This window comes from Ancylobacter defluvii (assembly GCF_018390605.1).
GTDB lineage: Bacteria > Pseudomonadota > Alphaproteobacteria > Rhizobiales > Xanthobacteraceae > Ancylobacter > Ancylobacter defluvii.
This window is the reverse complement of sequence record NZ_JAHBGD010000005.1, coordinates 48,867-69,361: the sequence shown is the minus strand read 5'-3', so window position 1 is coordinate 69,361 and position 20,495 is coordinate 48,867. Positions and strand designations below refer to the sequence as shown.

The following is a 20,495-nucleotide window of genomic DNA, read 5'->3' as shown; positions in this document are numbered from 1 at the left end:
CTTCTCAGACCATGTTTCCGATCATTATGATAGAGGAAGCGATGGTCGAACAGACGTCTCCCGGATCGTTCATGAAACCCGCCTCCCGTGCCGCATTGTTCGGCCCGTTTCGCCTCTCTCTCACGTCGAAGCAATTGCTGAAGGATGGCGTCGTCGTGCCCATGGGCGGGAGGGCGCTGGAACTGCTGGTCGCACTGGTCGAGAAAGCCGGCGAGGTGCTCTCCAAACAGGAACTTCTGGCGAGCGCCTGGCCGGACCTGTTCGTGGAGGAGGCCAATCTGCGGGTGCAGATGACGGCATTGCGCCGCGTGCTCGGCGACGGCCAGGACGGACGGCACTACATCGCCAACATCGCCCGCCGCGGATACAGCTTCGTTGCCGACGTCACTTTCACCGACGTCGCCGAACGGGATGCCGCCGCCCCCCGTGTGGTTCGGCAGAATCTGCCGCTCAACCTCACGCCGGTGCTGGGGCGCGACGCGGCGGTCGCGGCAATTCGCCATCAGCTCGCCCGCCACCGCTTCGTGAGCGTCGTGGGCCCTGGCGGCGTCGGCAAGACCACGGTGGCGCTGGATGCTGCGCGCGCCCTGCTGGGACAGGAGGGCGCGACCGGCCCCGACGCAGTAATCCTGGTGGAACTGGCACCGATCAGCGATCCCGCCCTGGTGGAAAACACCATCGCGTCAGCGATCGGCATGACCCTGGGCGCGGGACCGATCCAGCTCGCCGAGCAGCTTCCCGTCGAGCGGGGGGTGCTCATCCTCGACAATTGCGAGCAGGTGGTGGGCACCGTCGCCGACCTCGCGGAGAAAATGCTCAACGCCAACCCGGAGCTTCGTCTACTGGTCACCAGTCGCGAGCCGCTGCGGGCCAAGGGCGAACATGTCTTCCGGTTGCCGGGGCTGGAGGTGCCACCGCGCGAGGTCGATGGCGCGGGCACCGAAGCGCTGGCCTTCCCGGCAGTTAGGCTCTTCGTGCAGCGTACAGCCGCCACGCTGGGAAACTACGAGCCGACACCGGAGGACCTGGCGGTCATCATCGGCATCTGCCGCCGCCTCGACGGATTGCCGCTCGCGATCGAGCTTGCGGCCGGGCGGGTGGATGCCTTTGGCATCAAGGGACTGGCGCAACGGCTCGACGACCTGTTTCGTCTGCTTGTCGCTGGTCGGCGCACTGCCCTGCCGCGTCACCAGACATTGCTGGCGACGCTGAGCTGGAGCTACGACCATCTCGAACCCGGCGAGCGGACCACGCTCTGTCGCCTGGCGATCTTCGCCGGGCATTTCTCGCTCGATGCCGCCAGCAAGGTCGCCGCCATTGAGGAGCCGAGCTGGGAGATCATCGAGAACCTCACCAGCCTTGTGTCGAAGTCGCTGGTCGCTGCCGATTTTTCGCAGGCGGTGCCGCGCTATCGCCTGCTGGAGATTACCCGCGCCTATGCGCTGGAGAAACTCTGGCAGTGCGGAGGCTTCGATCGGCTGAGCCGCCGGCATGCCCTCTACATGAAGGAGTTGGTCACCGCCGCCGAGCAGGAATGGCCGCGGGCGCGTCCTGCCGAATGGCTCACGACCTATGCCGGGCAACTGGAGAATGTGCGCGCCGCGCTCGACTGGAGCTTCGGGCCGAAAGGCGACCACGAGATCGGCGCGGCGATCACCATCTCCTCGGCGGTGTTGTGGTTTCAGCTGTCGCTGGTGAATGAATGCCGGGCACATTTCGAGCGGGCGCTGATCGGCCTTCGCGAGGGACCGTCGCTCGATGCCGCCCGTGAAATCTCGCTGCTGACCGGGCTAGGCACCGCACTAATTTACACCATAGGGCCCGGCCCCGAGGCCGAGGAACCGCTCCAGGCGGCGTGCCGGATTGCGCGCAAGACGGGCAGCGTGGAGCTGCAATTGAGGACCGGCTGGGCGCTGTGGCTGGTCGAATTCTGCTCCGGCCGCTACGACGTATCGCTCGATATCGCGCGCGATTTCGCCGCCCTCGCCCATACCGCCGGTGATGGTCCGAGGGCGCCCGACCTTGTCATCGCCAATCGACTCGCCGGTATTTCCCTTCTGTTCCTCGGTCGCGCCGAGGAGGCGCGGACGGCATTGGAAGCGGCGATAGAAGGCGGCGGCGCGGCCAATGTCATCGTCCGCATGCAGTATGATCAGCAGTTGAATGGACGCGCTTTCCATTCGGCCAATCTCTATCTTCTCGGCCTGCAGGATCGGGCCTCCGCTCTCGCCACCCGCAATGTCGTCGATGCACGGGCGCACGGCCATGCGACGACGCTGGCGCTCAATCTTGTCGATTCCGGCTGCCCTGTCGCCTTCTATTGCGGCGAGACCGACGCTCTGGCCGAGCGGTTGGAGTTGCTGGCCGATGTTTCCGGCCGGCATTCCTTCGGGCCGTGGCGGGCCTGGTCCCGCTGCTATCACGGCTCGCTGCATCTGCTGCGCGGGAACGTCTCGCAGGCCGCCGAAGATCTCGCCGCCGGCGTCGAGGCGCTGGACCGCACCCGTTGGCCGATCCGCCGGGCGATGTTCCTCAGCCATTATGCACAGGCGCTCGGAGGGCTCGGACTTGGGCGAGAAGCGCTCGCCAGTGTCGACGGCGCAATCGCGTTCTGTCGCGCCAGTGGCGAGGGGTGGATCTTGCCGGAGCTCCTGCGAATCCGTGCCGACATCGTCGGGCCAGAGCGGCCGGAAGAGGCGATGGACGGCCTCAATGAGGCGTGGCACCTCGCGCAGCGGACAGGCCTGCGCTCATGGGCATTGCGTATCGCCACGACGGCGGTGCGGCGGCAGCCACAGGCGCATCGCTTCGGGACGCGGCTGGGCGAAGCCGTCGCCGCCTTCGAGGAAGGGCACGCCAAGCCGGATTATCGAGCCGCATGGCAGGTGCTGGAACGGCTCGGCTAGCATCCTTGAGAAAGATACTGGTTTGCGTCCTACGATGCAGGCTGCGCCTCCGGCAACTTCCACCTGCCGTTCAGGAGCTCGGCCCGAGGGCCGTAGAACCGAAATGTGTAATTCCACACCTGTATGATCGACAGGCAGTTCACGATTTCCCCGTCGCAGCCGCTTAACTGGCCTTGATAGGAGAGGCCAACCTCCGACAGAGTCACGTCATGCTCGGCCTCCACCCTTGCCGTATCTTCGGCGATCGGCACACTAGCCGCCGTGAAGTCGTCCGAGCCTGCACGGGTCAGCTTCACGGTGGGCGGCGTGCCGCCAGTTCGACGGGTCGAGATTGGGGCGCTACGGCGCCCTGAAACCAGTCCGCCACAATAGGTGTCCGACTGGAAAGCGAGGGGCCGCATCGGTTTCCCCTGCTACCTATCAATTGGTCGGAAGATAGAGCTGCCCGGCTTCGCGATATTTCTCCGCCATCGCCGCCATGCCCTCCTTCTGTGCTTCCGCGCGGATATCGTGGGAGATGCGCATCGAGCAGAATTTCGGCCCGCACATCGAGCAGAAATGCGCAACCTTGTGCGCCTCCTTCGGCAATGTCTCGTCGTGGAAGGCGCGAGCGGTCTCCGGGTCCAGCGACAGGTTGAACTGGTCCTCCCAGCGGAACTCGAAGCGCGCGCGAGAGAGCGCGTCATCACGCAGTTGCGCCGCCAGATGCCCCTTGGCGAGATCGGCAGCGTGGGCGGCTATCTTGTAAGTGATCACCCCGGTTTTCACGTCGTCGCGGTCCGGCAGGCCGAGATGCTCTTTCGGCGTGACGTAGCAGAGCATGGCGGTGCCGAACCAGCCGATCATCGCCGCGCCGATGCCGGAGGTGATGTGGTCGTAGCCGGGCGCGATATCGGTGGTCAGCGGCCCGAGCGTGTAGAACGGCGCCTCGCCGCAGACCGCCAGTTGTTTTTCCATGTTGGCCTTGATCTTGTGCATCGGCACATGGCCGGGACCTTCGATCATCACCTGGCAGTCTTTCGCCCAGGCTATCTGTGTGAGTTCGCCCAACGTCTCCAGCTCGGCGAACTGCGCCGCGTCATTGGCATCGGCGATCGAGCCGGGCCGCAATCCGTCGCCCAGCGAGAACGACACGTCATAGGCGCGGCAGATGTCGCAGATTTCCTCGAAATGCTCGTAGAGGAAGCTCTCGCGGTGATGGGCGAGGCACCACTTCGCCATGATCGAGCCGCCGCGCGAGACGATGCCGGTCACGCGGTCGACGGTGAGCGGGATATAGGGTAGCCGCACGCCGGCATGGATGGTGAAATAGTCCACGCCCTGCTCGGCCTGCTCGATCAGCGTGTCGCGGAACACCTCCCAGGTGAGTTCCTCGGCGATGCCACCGACCTTCTCCAGCGCCTGATAGAGCGGCACGGTCCCGATCGGCACCGGCGCATTGCGCAGGATCCAGTCGCGGATGTTGTGAATGTTGCGACCCGTCGAGAGGTCCATCACCGTATCGGCGCCCCAGCGGATCGCCCACACCATCTTCTCCACCTCCTCCGCCATGGACGAGGTGACGGCAGAATTGCCGATATTGGCGTTGATCTTGACGAGGAAGTTGCGGCCGATCGCCATCGGCTCGCTTTCGGGGTGGTTGATGTTGGCGGGAATGATGGCGCGCCCGCGAGCCACCTCGTCGCGCACGAATTCGGGCGTGACGAAATCCGGTATCGCCGCGCCGAAGCTCTCGCCGTCGCGCTCGCGACCCGCCTGCGCCTGCGCACGCCCGAGATTTTCGCGAATGGCGACGAATTCCATCTCCGGCGTGATGATGCCCGCGCGGGCATAGGCAAGCTGCGTCACCGCGCGACTGCCGCTCGCCCGGAGCGGGCGGTGGCGCACCGGGTGCTCCGGCGTCAGCCGCTCGCCGGTGGCAAAGCCGTTGTCCTCCGGCTTCACATGCCGCCCCTCATAGGCTTCGACATCGCCGCGGCTGGTGATCCATTTGGCGCGCAGCCGCGTCAGCCCCTGGTCGATGGCGATGCTCTCGGCCGGGTTGGTGTACGGTCCCGAGGCGTCATAGACCGTGACGGGTGGCTCGCCGGCGCTCGGATGCACGGCGATCTCGCGCATCGGCACGCGGATGTCGGGATGCAGGATGCCGGGCCGGAATACTTTCGTCGAAGCGGGCAGCGGTCCGATGGTCACGGAAGGGGTGGGGTTGTCGGTCGTCATAGGTCGAGGCTCCTCGCAGCGTGCATGGAGACCCAGATCTGACGGGAATGATGATGGAGGATTCCCCCTCGCTGAAAAAGGGGAAACCGGCCGCGCTCGCCGCGACGCATCCGCACCGTCCCTACGCCAGTATGAACTGGATCAGGTTCAACGGGTCACTGCGCCGTAACAGCCGCGAGGGCCGCACCCAGCAGTATCTCAGCCCCTTGTCGGGACCCCCCTGGTGAATAGCTGGGAAGGTGCCTGCTTCGTTTCCGCCTGTCAATCGAGCGCGAGATGCAGCCTCCGCGGCGCCGGGCCGGGATCGGTCGATCCTGCCGGGCCGCGTTTGGGACGGATCCGCTATGCCGAGATCAGCAATATTGGAGCGCGATTCCTCCGCCAGCAAGGTGTGCGGCAACCGCACCTCGGCAAGGGCGGCGAACACTTGCACTGCGCTCGGGACGTCGCCGGCCGACGGCTTGGCTTCCAGCGCTGGGTGCGGCGCCATGCGGTACGCGAGATTTTCGCGGGGTGTGATTCTAGGGTCTAAAGCCAACGAATAAATTATGATTCGATCGGTTCATGGAGAGAGAAGGTCCCATGAGCCGATTGCTCTGGTTGAAAGATGACCAATGGTCGAAAATCGAACCGCTTCTGCCTCATTATGACAGCCCGCTACGTGTCGATGACCGGCGCATCCTGTCGGGTATCGTCCATGTGCTGCGCTGCGGCTGCCGCTGGTGCGATTGTCCCGTCGATTACGGCCCCTACACCACGGTCCACAACCGCTTCGACCGCTTGTCCCGCAACGGGATCTGGCAGCGCCTCTACGCCGCCCTGACCGGTGATTGCCGCACGCCGCGCCAGTTGCTCGCCGACAGCACCCACATCAAGGCGACAGCGACAAGGCCAGCTACGACCTCGCCAGCCGAGGGACACGCGCCATCATCCCCAACAAGGATGATCGAAAGTACCGGCATCCATTCGACAAAAGGCACTACAGGAAACGCAATGCCATCGAGCGCATGTTCTGTCGCCTCAAGGACTTCAGGCGCATCGCCACCCGATAAGACAAGCTCGCGAGAAACTATCTCCCCAGCCTCTGCCTCGCAGCCCTCGTCTCATGCTGGCTGCGTTGTGTCTCGACCCTAGCGCAGCCGACATGCAGAACTGCGAGATGCGACTGCAAATCTGGCTCAGCTATCGGCTTCGCGCGCCGCTTTCGTGAGAGTGTTGAGGGAGTGGCGTTGCGGCGCCTACAATGATGAAAATGTTCAGCAATGGGCGTCATTCATCAGGCGCGGCCACGTTGCTGGAAGAAACAATGGCGCGATACATCCCACTGTCATCGAATATGACGCAAACGACGAAGAGTTAATCGCGCAAATTATCGGAAGGCTCGACGACATCAGAGGCCGGATTGATGGGTCCATCGGCAAAATTGAGCAAGTGGGAATGCCACGCGCGCTTGCGATATAGGCACCCAAGACTTGCTCGGAGACACCCCACACCGGTCACCCTCACCGGTGATGACTGCCAAGCACGTCTGGACGAATTCCAACTCAGACCGGCACCGGAGGAACTTCTGCGGCACAGGGCGATGACCGCAAAAATGACCCCAGTTGAGACAAGGAGGCCAACTCAATCGATCCGTCTTGGCCGGAGCGCACTCTGACGCGGCGGCAGCCCACTCGCTAGCGGACACCTCCAGGGGCCATCTAGGGGACATGTCCATTTTCGCCATAAAACATCAAACAAATTCAATGACTTATGGGCATACAGAACAGCTGGCGCGCCGATAAGGGGAAAACTGCAGACACCTATGTCGTTGAAATTGCAACGATCCGCTGCCCGGCTTAGGCGGGAATGCTCCCTCCGCCAGGGCGCGAGGCCGGAAGCCGCGCTAATATGGGCGCGACCGATTCCGGCGCCGACTCGTGTGGGTGGACCTAATCCGAGCCGACGAAACAAACGCGCGGCCATCAGGTGGTGAGCAGACCGCCTTTGCCGATGCCGAGCCAATGCCTGCACCGGCGAGATTGTCCACCATGCTGCCCACCATGCGCGTCTCGCCGACCGGCGCCATTCGCGCGTAACTTATGAACGAAGGGCCCCTGCGAACCCGATCCGCGCTTTGGCGGCGCGCAAGCGCGGGCGAGGCAAGTCCGCCTATGGACCGCCGTTTGCCGGACAGGATCAGGTGTCCCCTGCCTCTCGCGGCGCAGTCGCCCCGCGCGGCGATCTGCACCCCCTATGTCCGGCCCGGCAGGACCTGATGGAACTGACGGATATGCAGGAGTTCGCGGAGCCGCCGCTGGAGCTGTGTGCCCCTCTCCGCCGGTCAGAGAAAGGGGAGGCATTTCGGCCTCGGCCTTCTGCTCAGAGCAACGACTTGCGCAGCATCATGTGAATGCCCTTGTTGCCATCGACCAGCTGCGTCACCCGCAGATTTCCGGCCAACGAGCAAAGCATATAGGCCTGATTGCGGGAGAGAGTGGTCCGCTCGCAGATATGCTTGACCATTTCGCGCGTCGCCTGCTTGGCAGCGTCATCCAGATCCTCGTCGAGCCCAATGGAGATGAGATGCGTCGCACTCTCCGCAAAGGGCCAGTCAAGTTCCATGTCCTTGCGCACGGTGAGGCGGAAGGTGCCGGTGACGCCTGTCTCCAGCGCGGTGATGCACACCTCGCCGTCACCCTGCACACCGTGGCCGTCACCGGCGAAGAACAGTGCGCCCTCATTGAAGACCGGCAAATAGAGAGTGGTGCCGGCGCGCAGTTCCTTGTTGTCCATGTTGCCGCCGAAGGCACGCGGCACCGGCGATCCGCATCGGCCCCAGGCCGGCGGCGGTGCCGTCGCGATGATGCCAAAGAACGGATCGAGCGGGATCTCCGTGCCCCACGGCATGACGCAGACGTTCTTGGCGTGGTCGACAACCGGGTGGATGGTCTCGTAGTCGGTGAACTCGGCCGGAAGCGTACCGAGCAGAGGCAGAATGGAGACGAAACCCCAATCCTGCCGCACCTTCACGTCGAGAATGTCGACCTGGAGCACGTCGCCCGGCTTGGCCTCCTTCACGTGTACCGGCCCGGTGATGAAGTGTGGCCCGGCGCCCTGCGGGAGCGTGTCGAGCGCCAGCTGGTAATCCTCGGGAACGATGAGAGTATCGGGCAGCGTCTCCTTGCCGCCGGCAGGGAAGGAATGGAGCGTTACCACGTCGCCCGAGGCCACCTCCAACACCGGCGGCGTCGTGCTGTCGAGATAGCCCCACACCATGTTCTCCGGCGTGGCGGGGATTTCAAAGCGGCGCGACATGGTAAACTCCTGATGCGAGGCGGAAGAAGGATCAGACGGCGATGAAGCGGGTGAGATTCTCGCGGCTCATCGCCCCGGCGCGGCCGGTCTCGACGATGGTACCGCGCGAGAGGATGACGAAGGCGTCGGCTGTCTCGATGGCGAAATCCAGATATTGCTCTACCAGCAGGATCGAGATGCGCCCCTTGAGCGAGCGCAGCACCTCACCGATGAGTGCGACGATGTTGGGCTGGATGCCTTCGGTCGGCTCGTCGAGGATGAGCAATCTCGGTTGAGTGACCAGAGCACGCGCGAGGGCGAGTTGCTGCTGCTGGCCGCCGGAGAGTGCGCCGCCGGAGCGCTTCCACATCTCGCGAAGTACCGGGAAATTGCTGATCGCCTCTTCCATGGCCGGGCTGCCATAGGTGCCATGGGCGCGCGCCGCTGCCTCGATGTTCTCGCCCACCGTCAACTCGGCGAAGATTTCCCGTCCCTGCGGTACATAGGCGATGCCGGCCCGCGAGCGCCGGTTGGGGGACCAGGAGGTGCCATCCGCACCATCGATCATCACCCGCCCGCCCGTCGGAGTGAGTAAACCCATCAGGCATTTCAGCAGCGTGGTCTTGCCTGCGCCATTCCGGCCGAGCACCGCCAGGCATTCGCCCGGCGTGATCTCGAAGCTGACCTGCCGCAGTGCCTGCGCCGAGCCGTAATGCTGATCGAGAGCCTCCACACCGAACTGCATGTCAGCGCCCCAAATAGACGTCGACGACCGCAGCGTCGGCGCGCACCTTGTCCATCGAGCCCTCGAAGAGGGTTCGGCCCTCGTGCAGCACGGTCACGCGGTCGGCAATGCGCTCGACGAAATCCATGTCGTGCTCGACGACGATGATGGCGCGATCGTGCCGCACCAGCGCGCGCACCAATTTAGCGGTGCGCTCGGTCTCTTCGTCGGTGAGGCCGGCGACCGGCTCGTCGAGCATAAGCACGCTCGGATCAGAGGCGATCACCATGCCGATCTCAAGCCACTGCTTCTGGCCATGGCTGAGCTCGCCGGCGAGGCGGGTGACGTGCTCGGTGAGCCCGACCGTCTCCAGCACCTCGCAGATCCGGTCATCAAGCGCGGGTGTGTCGAGACGCGAGCGGAAGCCGAAATCGGCGCCGATGGCGATATGCTGGCGCACGGTGAGCCCCTCGAACACGCTCGGCTTCTGGAACTTGCGTCGCAACCCGGCACGGGCGATGGCGGCTTCGCTCGTCTGGGTGAGGTCGAGGGCGCCGTCGAACAGGACGCGCCCCTGCTTCGGCCGGGTAATGCCGGAGATCACGTCCAGCAGGGTCGTCTTGCCGGCGCCGTTGGGCCCGATAACGGCGCGCACCTCGCCATAGTCGATGGCGAGCGACAGGTCGTCGATGGCGCGAAAGCTGCCGAAGCGGACGGTGAGTCCGTCGACGAGAAGGGCGGTGAGGCTCATGGGCGCGCCTCCCCGATCTCTTCCGCCATGCGCTTCGGGCCCATCGGCCGCGTCAGCCTGAATTTGGCGAGGTCCATCAGGCCATTGGGGAACACCAGCACGACAAGGACGATCAGCCCGGAGAGGATGAACGGCCAGATGTCGGGCGCCGCCGAAGACAGCCAGAACTTCACCGCGTTGACCAGCAGCGCGCCGATAACCGCGCCGACCAGGTGTCCACGCCCGCCGATGGCCACCCAGACGGCAATCTCCAGCGATAACTCGGGCGAGAGCACGCGCGGGTTGATGATGCCGACCTGCGGCACGTAGAGCATGCCCGCTACCATGGCGATCACCGCGGAGAGGCACCAGACGATGAGCTTGAGCCGCAGCGTCTCGTAGCCGAGCGTTTGCAGGCGGATCTCGTCGTCGCGCGTGGCCAGCATCAGCGCGCCGAAACGGCTGCCGACCAGCCAGCGGCACAGCATCAGCACCAAGGCGAGGACCGCCAGCGAACCCGCCGCCAGCGCGGTGATCATGCCGCTCGTGCCCATCTGCCAGCCGAACAGGACGGAGAAGCCGGTCATGCCGTTATTGCCGCCGAAGCCCGTGTCGTTGCGGAACATCAGCAGCATGGCGACGTAGACCAGCGCCTGGGTGATGATGGCGAAATAGACGCCGCCCACGCGCGAGCGGAAGGACACGTAGCCGAAGATGCCGGACACCAGCAACGTGACGAGAACGGCCACGGTGAAGGCGTAGGGGAAGAAATCGAAGCCCGCCCAGTAGAAGGGGAAGTCTTTCCAACCCATGAACTGGAGGAAGTCCGGCACCGTACCCGTCACCACGAAAGAGTGCTTGAGCAAGTACATGGCGAACACATAGCCACCAATGGCGAAGAACAGCCCGTGGCCAAGCGACAAGATGCCGAGATAACCCCAGATGAGGTCCAGCGAGATGGCGAGCACGGCGAAGGCGGCGAGTTGGCCGATGGCATTGGCGAGGTATCGGGACACTTCAAGGGAGGTCCCGGACAGCGCCGGCATGGCCACCGCGACAAGGAGGATCAGGCCGGTGAGGAGTACGATGGGACCATTTCGACCAAGGCGCATCATTTGCGGCGACCCTTCACAGCGAACAGGCCTTCCGGCCGCCATTGCAGGAAGGCGATGATCATCAGCAGCACGATGACCTTGGCGGCAACAGCACCCCAGAGCGGCTCGATCAGCACGTTGATCTGGCCAATGCCGAGCGCCGCCAGCACCGTACCGGCGATGGTGCCGACGCCGCCGAGCACCACCACCATGAAGCTGTCGATGATGAAGTTCTGCCCCATCTGCGGGTTCACGCTGTAGATCGGCGACAGCGCGAGGCCGGCCAGGCCGGCAAGGCCCGAGCCGAAGCCGAAGGCCATCATGTCGATGCGCCGCGTCGGGATGCCGATGCAGGCCGCCATGTCGCGGTTCTGCGTCACCGCCCGGATGTTCAGCCCCAGCGGCGTCTTGCGCACCACGCCCCAGGTCAGCGCCAGCGTCACTATGGCGAAGGCGATGGCGAACATACGGTTCCAGGTGAAGATGAAGTCGCCGATGACCGGCACCCCGCCCGACACATAGAACGGCGTCTCGAACTGCATGTTCTGGGTGCCGAATACCACACGCACGATGTTGACGAGGAACAGGCTCACCGCCCAGGTGGCGAGCAGGCTCATCAGCGGGCGCTTGTAGAGATGGCGCAGCAGCAGCGCCTCCAGCGCGATGCCGATGGCGGCAGTGGCGAGGAAGGCGACCGGAATGGCGAGGACGAGATACCAGTCGAGCAGCGCCGGCGCCGCCACCCGCAACCCTTGCTGCACCAGCCAGGTGACATAGGCGCCGATCATGATCAGCTCGCCCTGGGCGAGGTTGATGACGCCCATCAGCCCGAAGATGATGGCGAGGCCGATGGCCGCCATGAACAGGATCGAGGCGAAGCTCAGGCCGTTATAGAGCGTGGCCAGCGTATCGCCGAGGGCGATGCCGCGCTCGATGCGCGCGGTCGCGGCATCTACCGCCGCGCGGAACTCCGGGTTCGCGGCATAGGCCGGGTCGCTCTCCAGTGCCGCGATGCGGGTCAGCGCGCGCCGGCTCGGGTTCTCCGCTACCCGGCCGATGGCGCGGATGCGGGCGGCGGGATCAGAGGCGTTAAGCGCGGCGGTCTGGGCGAGGGTGTCGATCTGCTCCTTGAGCCCGGCATCGCTTTCCGCCGCAGCGGCAGTGTCGAGCAGCCCCTCGGGAATCTGTGCCGGGCGGCGCTCCAGCGTCTTCAGCGCAGCCGCACGCTGGGCGACGGCGGGCGCGCCGCGCAGGGCGAAGGCAGCATCGGCCAGTTCGAAGACCGGGCGATTCTTGAGGCTCAGCAGCGGCGAGCGGGGCGTGCCGGCAGCCGCGCGTGGCATGCGGGTAATCGCATCGAGACCGCCTTCGTCGAGCACGGCGCCGGCATCGTCGCAGCCGAGCTTGCGGTCAATGACGGCGCGGGCAAGCGGCGCGGCGAAGGCACGGTCCTCGGCGCTGCCGGAGGCGGCGGTCGCGACCAGCGCGGTACCGGCCCGGCCCATCGCGCCCGCGTCGCCGCACAGCTCCTGCACGAGACCCGCGCGGTCCAGCGTGTCCGCGCGGAGCCCGGGAGCGAACAGCAGGACGGCCAGCAGGCCGGCGGCAGCGGTGAGACGCGCAAGCTTCATCGGGAACTCAGAAGGGCCGAACTCGGCCGGAGACGATGCCGGGCACCGGGCGCTCAACGCATCAGGGCCGGACAGGTACCGGCCATCCACGTCTTGCGAAAATGCGAAGGCGAACCGGACGACATGGATCCCCGGGCCTGGCCCGGGGATGACGTGGCGAGAGCGGCGTGCCGCCCGATCGGAAATCCTTCCCGTTCAGCCATAGGGGCTGAACGGGACGGGCTTCGGCGTGTCCTTGGACTGCCAGAGGATGTCGAAGCCCTGCTTGTCGTTGACCGAGCCGATGAACACGCCGCGGGCGACGTAGTTGTTTTCGCCGGTCATCGAGATCTTGTAGCCCGACGGGCAGTCGAAGGTGAGGCCGGCGAAGGCCTTCGAGACTTCCGGCACGTCGAATGAACCCGCCTTCGCCGCAGCCATCGCCCACAGATGCACGGAATCGTAGGCCGAGACCATCGGGTCGATGGACACCGTGCCGCTGAAGGGCACATTCTTCGCCTTCACATAGCCGGCCCAGTTCTTCAGGAACGCCTCATTGGCCGGGCCCTTGGCATTTTGCAGATAGGCCCAGCAATTGAGGTGGCCGACCAGCTTGGCAGTGTCGAGGCCCTCGAGGTCGGCCTCCACCATGTCGAGGCCCAGCACCGGAATGTCGGTGGCGAGGATACCCTGATTGGCGAATTCCCGCATGAAGTCCGGGATCGAGTTGCCGACCACGGTGAGGATGACCACCGGCTGGCCGCCGCCCTGGTCCGCGAAGGCGCGGATCTGGTTGACCAGGGTCTGGAAGTTGGAGAAGCCGAAGGGGACGTATTCTTCCTTCCACGCGGTCTCTGGGATGCCCTTGGATTTGAAGTAACCCTTGAGCTGCTTGTTGATCGTGCGCGGCCACACATAGTCCGAGCCGAGCATGAAGAAGCGCTTGGCGGAGACGCCTTCCTCGCCCATCAGGTAGTCGACGGCCGGCAGCACCGAACTCGCCGGCGGCGAGTTCACATAGACGACGTTCTTGGAGTTCTCGTCGCCCTCGAAATGCAAGGGGTAGTAGAGCAGCCCGTTCTCCTGCTCGACCACCGGCAGCACGGTCTTGCGCGACACCGAGGTCCAGCAGCCGAACAGCGCGGAAACCTTCTCCTGTTGCAGCATCTGCTTGGCGCTCTGGGCGTAGAGCGGCCAGTCGGAAGCGGGGTCGGAGACCAGCACGTCGATGGTGCGGCCATTGACGCCGCCCTTCGCATTGATCTCGTCGGCGGCCATCTTCACCACGTAGTTCAGCCGGCCTTCGAGATTGGCCATCGTGCCGGAGGAGGAGAAGAGGCAACCGAGCTTGACCGGGCCGGACTGCGCCTGCGCGCTGCGCAGATAGGCCGGCATGGCGAGGGGGGAGGCCAGCCCGGCGGCGGCAACGCCGCCCGCCTGCAGAAAGGAACGCCGCGTGAACTTGACCATGGACGACACCTCAGGAGTTCGGAAGATGAGGCCAATTCTGTTGCGGTCCGCTCCGCGCGCAACTTCATATAATGTTCAGCCCTGCCCAATGGCGCGGCAAAGGCGTGATGGCCGCCCGGATTCTGGCAGGATTGCCAGAACCCGCCGGGCGGCGGGGCGGGTACGGGGCGAAGGAGCGGCTGGAGAAAAATCGGCTTCGCCAGCAATCAGGCACGAGGCCACCGAAGCCCGGAGCCAACTGCCGCTCAATTCGGCCATTTATCCCCGAGAGAGATGGTCTATAGTACTGCCCATATTAAGCGCATGCTCAGCAGATGTGCGGCTGACGGTCTCCGTGCGTCATCGCCTCGCGGAGGGCCGGGCCCTCGGAAAGGAACCGGACCGCCATCTGATCCGTCAACGCCAGCTGAGGACCGATCCGTGCGACACTCACAGTTCACCGACACTGAGATTTTCCACCTCGTCCGCGAAGCCGATGCCGGGGTTCCGGTCGATGAGATCTGCCGCACGGCTGGGGTTTCACTGCGCACCTTCTACCGTTGGCGCCGGCGCTTTGGCGGGTTGAGCGTCCCCGCTGTCGAACGTATGAAGGAGTTGCAGGCAGAGAACCTGCGACTGCGCCTGCTGGTCAGCAACCTGTCCGAGCGCCTGCACGACGCGCCCTTCTCGGACGGACGGCCACCATCGGGCCAGGGCAATCCGGCCGGGCTTCACCCGAGCCGCGCCTCAGTGCTGGCCGCCGAGCGCTGCGGGGGCGCCGTGGTGGGCCGCTTCGCCGCAGTGCGAGTTACCCGGTGAGCAGAACACGCAAGGCAAGCGGAAGTACCGTCCTATCTCGCGCGCGACGCCAAAACTTGCAGATGTTCTACCAACGAATGCGGAGCGCCGTTGCAGCCGGACGAATCGAGACGGCTATAGGCCACGCTCGGCAATGGAGGTGATGTTGTGCGCGCGTAACGCTACGGCTTCATCGAGGATCCATGATCGGAAAATCTGCACCCGCGGATCGTCCAGCCGCGATTCATGGATGAGAAGATAGTATTCGCCCGCGCTCGCGATCTCGCTGGAATAGGGAATGCAAAGGCCCCGCGCGCCCTCCTCCTGCGCCAGCAGGATATCCGGCACCAGCGCGATGCCGCGCGCCTGCCGCGCCGCATCGAGCGCCATGAAGAAGTGGCCGAACTGCAGGTGTGGATCGCTCTCCGCCTCGTAGCGAACGCCATTGGCTCGCAACCAGTCGGGCCAGGCATAGCGCCGCGTCGTGGTGTGGATCAGCGGATAGTCGAGGATATCGGCCGCCTCACGGACATCGCCGGTCAGCAGCGCAGGTGCGCAGACCGGTACGAGACGATCCGGGAACAGTTCGTCCGCGTGCACGCCGTCCCAGCGGGTGACCATGGGCAGCTCGATGCGCGGCTGGCCGCGCTCATAGCGCCGGCCCGGCAGGCGGCCGACCCGGATGGCGATGTCGGCATCATGGGCAAGGAGGTCCGCCGCCTCGATCGAAGAGACGATACGTGCCTCGATCTCCGGATGGCTGGCGATCAGAAGATGCAGCCGGGGCATCAGCCAGACGGTGGCAATGGTGGGAAGCGCGCTGATGGTGATGGCGGGATCGCTGCGCCGGCGCGTCAGGCGCAAGGCAGCGCGTTCCAGCTCGTCGAACACCCCTTCCACCACGCGGTAGAACTGCTCGCCCTCCGCAGTGAGCTCGATGCGCCGCGTATGGCGCACGAACAGGTCCTGGCCCAGCTCGACCTCGAGCTCCTTCACCTGCCGGCTGACCGCGCCCTGGGTGAGATGAAGCTCGTCGGCCGCGCGGGTGAAGGAGAGATGGCGCGCAGCAGCCTCGAACCCCTTCAACGCATTCAAAGGCGGCAGTCGCCTCTTTCTCATTCAGCACCTCCACCATGCATGAACGTAGATCATGCATGAGTGCCGAACAAATCGTTTGTGACAGGCCCACCCGCCCGGCATCGTAGCTGCACCCGATTTCCACCGGCCCGCCACCATCGTCGCACGCACCCCGGACCGCCAGCGTCCGGGCGAGGATTCCCATGCCCGCATCCGATGAAGCGCTCCTCGCCACCGGCATCGCCAAGACCTACGGCGCGACCTGCGCGCTGCGCGACGCCCGGCTCGCCCTGCGGCGGGGGCGCGTGCATGCGCTGCTCGGCGAGAACGGTGCGGGCAAGTCGACACTGGTGAAGATCCTCGTCGGCGCGGTGACGCCCGATTCCGGCCGTCTCGAGCTGGGCGGCGTACCCGCCGCCTTCGGCTCGGTGACGCAGGCGATCCGCGCCGGCATCGTGCCGATCCACCAGCATCTCAGCCTGTTTCCGGAATTGAGCGTGCACGAGAATCTCTCGGCCTTCGCTCTCTCCGGCGGCGGTGGGCTGTGGGCGGGGCGGCGTCTCGTCGATCCCTCCCGCGCCCGCGGATGGCTTGCCGAGGTCGGGCTCGAAGTCGATCTCGCCGCGCCGCTCGGCACCTTGTCGCTCGGCGAGCGTCAGCTGGTCGAAGTGGCCCGCGCGCTGAGCCTCGATTGCCGCGTGCTGGTGCTCGACGAGCCGACAGCCGCCCTCAATGCCGGCGAGGCCGACCGGCTATTCGCCGTCGTCCGCCGGCTCTGCGCGAACGGCACGGCAGCCCTGTTCATCTCCCACCGCTTCGACGAGATCGAGGCGCTCGCCGACGACGTCACCGTGCTGCGCGACGGCCGCACGGTGATCGACGCCGCGCCCATCGGCCGCCACAGCCGCGAGACGCTCACCCACGCCATGCTCGGCGCGGGCGTCGAGGCCGGACCGGAGCGCCTTTGCGCGCGTGCCGAGCCGGTGCTGGCCGGGCGTGGCTTTGCCGGCCGCGGCGACACCGACATCACCGTCCATGCCGGCGAGATCGTCGGGCTCGCCGGGCTCATCGGCTCCGGCGCGCTCGCTCTCGCCGCCTGGCTGGCCGGTGCGCAGGCCGGCGCGGGAGAGCTTTCGGTGGCGGGGCACGGCTTCACCCCCGGAGACCGCAGGCGCGCGGCGGCGCTCGGCATCGCCTATGTTCCCGCCGATCGTCATGTCGAGGGCCTGTTCGCGCCGCTCTCGGCGCGGCGCAATGTCTCGATCTCGGCGCTGGGCAGGTTCGCGCGTCTCGGCTGGCTGCGCACTTCCGAGGAGGCGGAGCGGATCGATCCGCTGCTGCGCCGGCTGAAGCTGCACCCCTCGCGTCCCGAGGCGGAAGCGGCCACCTTCAGCGGCGGCAATCAGCAGAAGCTGCTCATCGCACGATGCCTCGCCCTGCCGGGACTAAAGGCGATGGTCCTGCTGGAGCCGACACGCGGGGTGGATGTCGCCGCGCGCGGCGTCATCCACGATGCCATCCGCGAAGCCGCCGCCTCCGGCGTCGCGGTCCTTGTCGCCACCAGCGACCTCGACGAACTCATGGTTCTCGCCCACCGCTATCTCGTGGTGCGCGACAACAGGCTTGCCGCCGAGCTGCCGCAGGACGCCCCGCGCGCGGCGCTGCTGTCGGCGCTGTCGGGGAGCATCGCGGCATGATGAGCAAGCGCCTGCCGGGCCGCCCCTCCTCCCTGCGCCTGCCCCGCCCGCCAGCGGTGGCGCTGGTCTGCCTCGGCCTGTTCCTTCTGTGCTGCCTGTTCGTGCCGCGCTTTGCCAGCTTCGGCAATCTGGAGAACGTGCTGCGCGTGGCGGCCATTCTCTGCATCGTCGCCTGCGGCCAGGCGATCGTCATCATTCTCGGCGGCATCGAGTTCTCGTTCGGGGCTTCCGTGGCGCTGGCCAGCGTGGTGACGGTGATGGCGCTGCCCGCTGCGGGCCCAATCGCCGGCCTTGCGGCAGGAGGCGCGACCGTCATCGGCGTCGGGGCGGTGAATGGCTGGCTGGTCGGGCGCATGGGGTTGCCGCCGGTCATCGCCACACTAGGCACATTGATGATTGCTTCCGGCACGGCCGCCTGGCTGGTCGGCGGCCTGCCGCTCGATGCGCCGCCTTCCGCCGCCTTCTCCTGGCCGGCGCGCGGACGCGTCCTCGGCATTCCCGTGCCGATCCTCGCCGCCATGCTCGCCTGCGTCGTGCTGCATGGGCTGCTCGCATATGGGCGGATCGGCCGGCTCTGGTACCATGTCGGTGCCAATCCGCTGGCCGCCCGGCTCGCGGGGATCGATGTCGCCCGCATTATCCTCCTCGGCTATGCGGCCGCTGGCGCCTTTTGTGCGGTCGGGGCGATCATCCTGACGAGCCGCGTGGCGTCGGGCCAGCCGGCGCTCGCGCCGAACCTGCCTTTCGAGACCATCGCAGCCTGTGCCATCGGCGGCTTGCCGCTGTCGGGCGGCCGGGGGCATGTGCTGCAGGTCGTGTTCGGCGTGCTCACCGTCGCCATGCTCAACAACGCCGTGGTGCTCATCAACCTGCCGGTCGCCTGGCAGCTCGTTCTGCTCGGCCTTGCGGTGCTGGCTGCAGTCGGCCTGCAGAAGGACTGGGCCGCTCTGAAGCGCCTCGCCGGGAGGGCTACCCGATGAGACCCCTCAGCGACAGCGGCGCCCGTTTCCTCGTCGCGCCGGCCTCCATCCTGGCGGCATCGGCTCTGTTCGGGCTCGCCACGCCGGGCTTCCTGACGCTCGACAACGGGCTCAGCATCGCCGGCCAGATCTGGATCCTCGCCCTGCTGGCGGTCGGGCAGATGTTCGCCATCACCGTGCGCGGCTTCGACATCTCGGTCGGCGCGGTCGCCGCGCTGTCGGGGACGCTGGGCGTGATGGCGGCGAACGCTTTCGGCATGCCGGCGCTGCTTCTCGCCGTACCCGTCGGCTTTGCCTGCGGAACCGTGAATGGCTGGCTGGTCGGCCGAGCCGGCTTTCAGCCGATCGTCGCCACGCTCGGCACGCTGCTGGCGGTGAAGGGTCTCGCGCTTCTCGTTACCGGTGACGGGCAGGCGGTGCCGCTCGCGGCGGGGGATACGGCCGGGCTCGCCTTCGACGCGGTGATCGGCCTGCCGCCGCTCGGTTGGGCGGCGCTGGCCTGCATAGCCCTCGCCCATGTGCTTCTGCGCCATCTGGTCCTCGGCCGGCGCATCCTGATGCTCGGCTCGAACCCGGAGGCGGTAGCGCTGGTCGGCGGGGCGCCCTGGCGCATCGAAATGAGCGCCTACCAGCTCTGCGGCGCCTTCGCCGGACTTGCCGGCGCGCTGATGGCAGCCCGCGCCGGCGCCGGGCTGCCGACCGAGGGTGCCGGCATGGAGCTGCAATCCATCGCCGCGGCGGTGATCGGGGGCACCGCGCTGGCGGGCGGACGCGCCAATGTGTGGGCGGTGCTGGCCGGCGCGGCCTTCGTCCAGGTGGTGCTCACCGGACTGAACCTGTCCGGCGTCTCGCCCTTCTTCGCCCAAATCGCCGTCGGCGCCGTGATCATCGCCTCGGGGCTGATGGATATGGGCCTGCGCTTCCTTCTTTCCCGACTTTCCAGAACCTTCCGACAACAAGGGACATTCCAATGAAGCTGTTCCGTGCCGCCTCCCTCGCCGCCTTGCTGCTGTCCACCGCCGTCGCGCCGGCCCTCGCCGCCGAACCGGTCATCGGGGTTTCGGTCCCCAATCTCGGCTCGTCCTTCTGGATTTCCGTGCTGTACGGCGTCGACACCGCCGCCAAGGCCGACAAGGCGAAGCTCGTCACCCTCAGCGCCGGCGGCGATGCCAATTCCAGCCAACAGATCTCGCAGATCCAGGACCTGATCCAGCGCAAGGTCGACGCCATCATCGTCGGCGCCACCAATGGCGACGCGGTGAAGGCGATCGTCGAGCGGGCTGTGGCCGCCGGCATTCCCGTGGTCGGCATCTCCTCGCCGCCCAACACTGACAAGCTCGCCGCCGTGGTCAGCGCCGACCATTACGACATGGGCAAGCTGCAGGCCGAGTGCCTGGCGAAGGCGATCGGCGGCAAGGGCGAGGTGGCGATGATGGCCGGCCCGAGCGGTCAGGCCTGGTCCGACCTGCGGGCGCAGGGCTTTAGGGACACCCTCGCCAAGGTGGCCCCGAACGTGAAGATCGTCGCGGAATCGCGCCTCGCCGACAACCGCAACGCCGCGCTGACCACCGCCGACGACTGGATCCAGCGCTTCCCGGACCTCTCCGGCGTCTATAGCGCCACCGACGACATGGCGGCGGGCGTGGTCTCCGCGCTCAAGAGCGCCGGCAAGGGGGCGGTGAAGGTCTCGGCCTCCAACCTCTCGCCCACCGCCCAGCAGATGCTGAAGGACGGCGACCTCGCCTGCACCTCGATCCAGCAGATCGTCGCGCAGGGCAAGGCGGCGCTTGATCAGGCGGTAGCGGCCGCGACCAAGGGCAAGGTGGAAGCGAAGGTGGTCACGCCCGCCGTGCTTGTCACGCCGGACAATGTCGGCAGCATCGACCTCAGCCTCGTCGTCGCCCCCGCCGATTATCGGCCCTGATCGCCTGGAG

15 protein-coding genes, 1 pseudogene and 1 riboswitch are annotated in these 20,495 nt (G+C 66.3%); of the genes and pseudogenes, 7 read left to right on the top strand and 9 right to left on the bottom strand.

Annotated elements, in window-relative coordinates; translation table 11 throughout:
• Positions 1 to 71 precede the first annotated feature (71 nt).
• Positions 72 to 2,906, top strand: coding sequence for an ATP-binding protein (locus KHC24_RS02845; protein ID WP_213359163.1), 2,835 nt, complete (start codon positions 72 to 74; stop codon positions 2,904 to 2,906).
• Positions 2,907 to 2,935: 29 nt separating this feature from the next.
• Here KHC24_RS02845 and KHC24_RS25515 read toward each other — a convergent pair whose 3' ends face one another.
• Positions 2,936 to 3,202 (bottom strand): hypothetical protein, encoded by a 267-nt coding sequence (locus KHC24_RS25515; RefSeq protein WP_213359162.1) that lies wholly within the window; start codon positions 3,200 to 3,202, stop codon positions 2,936 to 2,938.
• 124 nt (positions 3,203 to 3,326) lie between these two features.
• Positions 3,327 to 5,126: a phosphomethylpyrimidine synthase ThiC gene (gene thiC, locus KHC24_RS02835; protein ID WP_213359161.1), complete on the bottom strand. Its 1,800-nt coding sequence runs from the start codon at positions 5,124 to 5,126 to the stop codon at positions 3,327 to 3,329.
• Positions 5,127 to 5,226: 100 nt separating this feature from the next.
• Positions 5,227 to 5,358: riboswitch (TPP riboswitch) on the bottom strand.
• A gap of 350 nt (positions 5,359 to 5,708) precedes the next feature.
• Here thiC and KHC24_RS02830 point away from each other — a divergent pair.
• Positions 5,709 to 6,241: pseudogene (locus KHC24_RS02830) on the top strand (transposase); the annotation flags it as partial.
• A gap of 1,246 nt (positions 6,242 to 7,487) precedes the next feature.
• Here KHC24_RS02830 and KHC24_RS02825 read toward each other — a convergent pair.
• From KHC24_RS02825 to KHC24_RS02800, 6 genes are all read right to left on the bottom strand, one after another.
• The gene (locus KHC24_RS02825; RefSeq protein ID WP_213359159.1) at positions 7,488 to 8,423 is read right to left on the bottom strand and encodes an acetamidase/formamidase family protein; all 936 of its coding nucleotides are present in this window, start codon (positions 8,421 to 8,423) and stop codon (positions 7,488 to 7,490) included.
• Positions 8,424 to 8,454: 31 nt separating this feature from the next.
• Entirely contained in the window at positions 8,455 to 9,147 is a 693-nt protein-coding gene (urtE, locus tag KHC24_RS02820; protein ID WP_213359156.1) for an urea ABC transporter ATP-binding subunit UrtE, read from the bottom strand.
• Between the two features lies 1 nt (position 9,148).
• Positions 9,149 to 9,877 carry an urea ABC transporter ATP-binding protein UrtD gene (urtD, locus tag KHC24_RS02815; RefSeq protein WP_213359155.1) on the bottom strand — a complete coding sequence of 243 codons (729 nt, stop codon included), beginning with the start codon at positions 9,875 to 9,877 and terminating at the stop codon, positions 9,149 to 9,151.
• Positions 9,874 to 10,971 carry an urea ABC transporter permease subunit UrtC gene (urtC, locus tag KHC24_RS02810; RefSeq protein ID WP_213359154.1) on the bottom strand — a complete coding sequence of 366 codons (1,098 nt, stop codon included), beginning with the start codon at positions 10,969 to 10,971 and terminating at the stop codon, positions 9,874 to 9,876. The genes urtD and urtC overlap by 4 nt, the downstream gene beginning before the upstream one ends.
• Positions 10,968 to 12,581, bottom strand: a complete 1,614-nt coding sequence (gene urtB / locus KHC24_RS02805) for an urea ABC transporter permease subunit UrtB (RefSeq protein ID WP_213359153.1) — start codon at positions 12,579 to 12,581, stop codon at positions 10,968 to 10,970. The genes urtC and urtB overlap by 4 nt, the downstream gene beginning before the upstream one ends.
• Before the next feature lie 195 nt (positions 12,582 to 12,776).
• Positions 12,777 to 14,030 carry a transporter substrate-binding protein gene (locus KHC24_RS02800; protein ID WP_213359152.1) on the bottom strand — a complete coding sequence of 418 codons (1,254 nt, stop codon included), beginning with the start codon at positions 14,028 to 14,030 and terminating at the stop codon, positions 12,777 to 12,779.
• Positions 14,031 to 14,450: 420 nt separating this feature from the next.
• Between KHC24_RS02800 and KHC24_RS02795 the strand changes: the two genes are divergently transcribed.
• Positions 14,451 to 14,828: a transposase gene (locus KHC24_RS02795; RefSeq protein WP_213359151.1), complete on the top strand. Its 378-nt coding sequence runs from the start codon at positions 14,451 to 14,453 to the stop codon at positions 14,826 to 14,828.
• Between the two features lie 114 nt (positions 14,829 to 14,942).
• Here KHC24_RS02795 and KHC24_RS02790 read toward each other — a convergent pair whose 3' ends face one another.
• Positions 14,943 to 15,926 carry a LysR substrate-binding domain-containing protein gene (locus KHC24_RS02790; protein WP_213359149.1) on the bottom strand — a complete coding sequence of 328 codons (984 nt, stop codon included), beginning with the start codon at positions 15,924 to 15,926 and terminating at the stop codon, positions 14,943 to 14,945.
• 161 nt (positions 15,927 to 16,087) lie between these two features.
• On the opposite strand from KHC24_RS02790, the gene KHC24_RS02785 reads away from it, so the two are divergent.
• From KHC24_RS02785 to KHC24_RS02770, 4 genes are read left to right on the top strand one after another with little or no spacing between them, the layout of a single operon-like run.
• Positions 16,088 to 17,581: a sugar ABC transporter ATP-binding protein gene (locus tag KHC24_RS02785; RefSeq protein WP_213359146.1), complete on the top strand. Its 1,494-nt coding sequence runs from the start codon at positions 16,088 to 16,090 to the stop codon at positions 17,579 to 17,581.
• On the top strand, positions 17,578 to 18,561 hold the full coding sequence (locus tag KHC24_RS02780; RefSeq protein WP_213359144.1) for an ABC transporter permease: 984 nt from the start codon (positions 17,578 to 17,580) through the stop codon (positions 18,559 to 18,561). Before KHC24_RS02785 ends, KHC24_RS02780 begins: the two co-directional genes overlap by 4 nt.
• Positions 18,558 to 19,535: an ABC transporter permease gene (locus tag KHC24_RS02775; RefSeq protein ID WP_213359141.1), complete on the top strand. Its 978-nt coding sequence runs from the start codon at positions 18,558 to 18,560 to the stop codon at positions 19,533 to 19,535. The genes KHC24_RS02780 and KHC24_RS02775 overlap by 4 nt, the downstream gene beginning before the upstream one ends.
• Positions 19,532 to 20,485: a substrate-binding domain-containing protein gene (locus KHC24_RS02770; RefSeq protein ID WP_213359139.1), complete on the top strand. Its 954-nt coding sequence runs from the start codon at positions 19,532 to 19,534 to the stop codon at positions 20,483 to 20,485. Before KHC24_RS02775 ends, KHC24_RS02770 begins: the two co-directional genes overlap by 4 nt.
• The last annotated feature ends 10 nt before the right edge of the window (positions 20,486 to 20,495 follow it).